Source organism: Polaromonas sp. P3_C2, assembly GCF_056402675.1.
Window position 1 is genome coordinate 1 of sequence record NZ_JBFUGX010000523.1, and the last position, 2,980, is coordinate 2,980.

Below are 2,980 nucleotides of genomic sequence, written 5' to 3' on the forward strand. Positions count from 1 at the left end.
CAATAAGGGATGGCGCCAGCAGCTATATTTTTAATAGCAAGTTGCACATCGAAATTCGCCCCGAAAGCAGCCGCCAAATCGATTTAAAGCCCGAACCCCGCTCGCCCGGCAGCGGCGCATTCATAACCGTGCCTGAACACAAGCTCGTACATCGGCAGCGGCACTTTCTTCAGTGAGGTCGGGTAGGCAGCGGCCGCCCTGACRCTGTTTGCGTCCAGCCATTCGCCGGCCGGGCAGTCGGCGCCGGCGCGTTGGGCGACCTCTTGGGCGGTGGCGCCTATGCGCAGGTAAGCTGCGCGGCCGGGCTGGCGCGCAGCGTAGGCCATGAGCCCCCTGGCGCGCAGCGCGCGGACCTGGTCGGACATGATGTCGGCCACGTGCTTGAGACGAAAGATGCTAAGGGGGCCCATCGCAAAACCCACCGGCAAGGGCGCGCCTGCGTCAGACGCGATGATCACGCCGTCGATTTTCGGCTTGGGGCCAAAGCCGGCGTCAAGAAACGGCTCCAGCCCGAGGTTGTCGTACACACCCCCGTCGTAGAGGTGGATGCGGGCAAAGCGGTCTTCGGCCGGCCGGGCGTCTTCGCCGGAGGCAAACATCGGCAGGTTCCAGTCAAAGCTGTCGGTCGGCAGGACATAAGGGCCGATCAAGCCCGGAAAAGCCGCCGACACGGCCATCGCGTCACGCAGCGGCAGCTGCTTCAGGCGCGTGGAGCCCAGCATCCAGTCGCGCAGCGCGTCGCCTTCAATGCTGGCGCGTTTGCCGGTTTCGGCCGTGGTGGCGTTGACCAGCCAGACGGGTGTCGCCGGAACATCCTCCATCAGCGCATCGACACCCCAGGCGCTGCCGATGGCCGATGCCAGCACGTTGGCACGCGACAGCGCAAAGCGCCAGTTGCGCGGGTGCAGCATGGCGCGCATGGCGGCGTTCTGCAGGTCTGTGGTGGTCAGCAGTGTTTTCACGCGCGGCAGCAGCACCTCCAGGCATTCGTTGCTGCCGGGCCAGCGCATCCCATTGAGCTGCAGCAAGAGGCCCACCAGCAGGCTGCCGCCCGAAACAGTAGACACCTTGCTGACCCGCTCCAGCGCCTGGTGTTCCGCCAGGAAGCTCAGCACGCCGCAGTGAAACACCATGGCGCGCGTGCCGCCGCCCGAAAGGGCCAGGTACACCGGCTTCATGCCGCAGCCTTGCAGCGCACATATAGAGGAAGCGGGCGATGCGCAGTGATCGCTGTGGAGAAGCCGTGTTGCATGTTATTTGCCGTGGATGGGTAGCAGGCCCGATTCTCCTATGCTTGCCGACTCGAGTCCTGCGGCGAGTCCGGGCCGGCCGCTGGTGCCAGCGTTTGCAGTCGTTACCCCAGAGCCGAAGTCACCAAGATATCAGAGGGGACCGGTGCAGCCAGGCATCCGCCTGCACCTGATCCAGGACGAAGTCCGCGACGTCCTGTCTCGCAATGGTTCCTCCGTGAAAACCGGACAAGTCCGTCAAGGCGCGGATCTTGCGCCGCGCTGGCTTGTCGTTCAGCACGGAAGGGCGCACCAGAACCCAGTCCAGCCCGCTGGCGCGGACGGCAGCCTCCTGCCGGTTCTTGTCGGCGTAGACCTTGCGCAACAGCACGGGATGGATCAGCCGGTCGAACAGGAACCCGCCATGGCCGGCGCTGTCGCCTGCGCCCATGCCCGTGATGCACACAAGGCGCGAGACCTTCTCCGCTTTCATGGCGCTCACGAGTGCCCGTGTGGCCGAGGAGAGCACAGTCACCTCGCGCARCGGGCTGACCGGTGTGCCCAGGGCGCTCACGACGGCATCCCGGCCTCGCAGGGCCTCACGCAGCGCACTTTCGTCGAGGGCATCTCCGATGATGATCTCGGCGCCCTCCAGGCCGCTTGCCTTCCCCGGGGAGCGCACGAGCGCGCGAACGTCGAACCCCCGTGCAAGCGCTTGCCTGACGATCAGCCGGCCCGTGCCGCCGGTGGCGCCAAGAACCAGAATCTTCGGGCGAGCCGGCGAGATGCCGTCAGTGTTCAATGTGTTCATGGTCTGGCCTTTAAAGTTCGCCCTGCGCGAGCAGTTCCCGGGTGCGTTTGAGCGTCGAGACGAGTGCGCTTTTGTAGCCTTGCTCGCCGTCCATCCAGGCTTGCTCGGCCCGCTCTTCCGGGCCGCCCGGCGTCTTGCCGCGAAGGCCGAGATAACCGTAGAAGCGCAGCTGGAGCTCTCCGGATTCGTCTTCGAACAACTCGTTGACGACCGCGCCTTCGCGCGGGCCGGTGGCCTGGAAGAAGGTCACCTTGCTCTCGGGCTCGAACGCGATGATCTCGCGCAGGTCGGCGCCGGCGATGGTGGCTTCGCGCACGATATGCGTCGCGCTTTCCTCGACGACTTCGCAGCGCGTGCATAGCGCTGGCGGCAGGAAGCGGCGCGCGTCACGCGCCTTGAGAACCAGGCCGGCCCATGCCTGGGCGCGTGTGAGCCTCACCTCGCCCGCTGGATTGACGGGCACTGTAGCGGTCGAATACATCATGATGAGTTCCTTTTTTGGTGGATTGCTGTACGTGTAGTTCTTATGCCGATGCCGACGCGGCGATCTCGGTAGCGAACTCGCGGTAGGACCGCAGCGGGCGACCGAGCAGCGTCGTCAGGCGCTTGACGTCACCCGATTCGGGAACCATTCCCACCGTGAGGAAACGCTCACTCATGAGGCGCATGTCGTACGCCATCCACGGCGGCATAAAATTCAGCAGGTTCTTCTCAAAGCCAGCGGTGTCGTCTCCGCCATAGGTGATTGGGCGGTCCAGCACGGCCGACCAGATGGCGGCGACATCGTCGCCTGTCAGCGTGTCGGGGCCGACGAGGTTGATGCGCTCCAGCGGCAGCGGCTTCGAAGCCTGCTCGCGGCGCAGCAGTTCGATGGCCGCGATCTCGCCGATGTCGCGCGCGTCGATCATGGCCAGGCCCTTGCTGCCGATGGGCATGGGAT

At 65.2% G+C, this 2,980-nt stretch carries 4 protein-coding genes; all 4 read right to left on the bottom strand.

Translation table 11 applies throughout. The features are described from left to right. Positions 1–83: 83 nt before the first annotated feature. Positions 84–1,178 (bottom strand): patatin-like phospholipase family protein, encoded by a 1,095-nt coding sequence (locus tag AC1DWI_RS18285; protein WP_477669762.1) that lies wholly within the window; start codon positions 1,176–1,178, stop codon positions 84–86. 193 nt (positions 1,179–1,371) lie between these two features. Next, positions 1,372–2,040 (bottom strand): NAD(P)-dependent oxidoreductase, encoded by a 669-nt coding sequence (locus tag AC1DWI_RS18290; RefSeq protein WP_477669763.1) that lies wholly within the window; start codon positions 2,038–2,040, stop codon positions 1,372–1,374. 10 nt (positions 2,041–2,050) lie between these two features. Beyond that, positions 2,051–2,524 (bottom strand): AtaL-like protein, encoded by a 474-nt coding sequence (locus AC1DWI_RS18295; RefSeq protein WP_477669764.1) that lies wholly within the window; start codon positions 2,522–2,524, stop codon positions 2,051–2,053. A 40-nt stretch (positions 2,525–2,564) separates the two neighbouring features. Next, positions 2,565–2,980, bottom strand: a 416-nt coding sequence (locus tag AC1DWI_RS18300) for a Rossmann-fold NAD(P)-binding domain-containing protein (RefSeq protein WP_477725385.1), incomplete at its 5' end; no start/stop codon positions are given.

Coding starts and splice junctions, on each gene's coding strand:
- AC1DWI_RS18295 (WP_477669764.1), bottom strand. CDS start 2,524: ATGATGTATTCGACCGCTACAGTGCCCGTCAATCCAGCGGGCGAGGTG.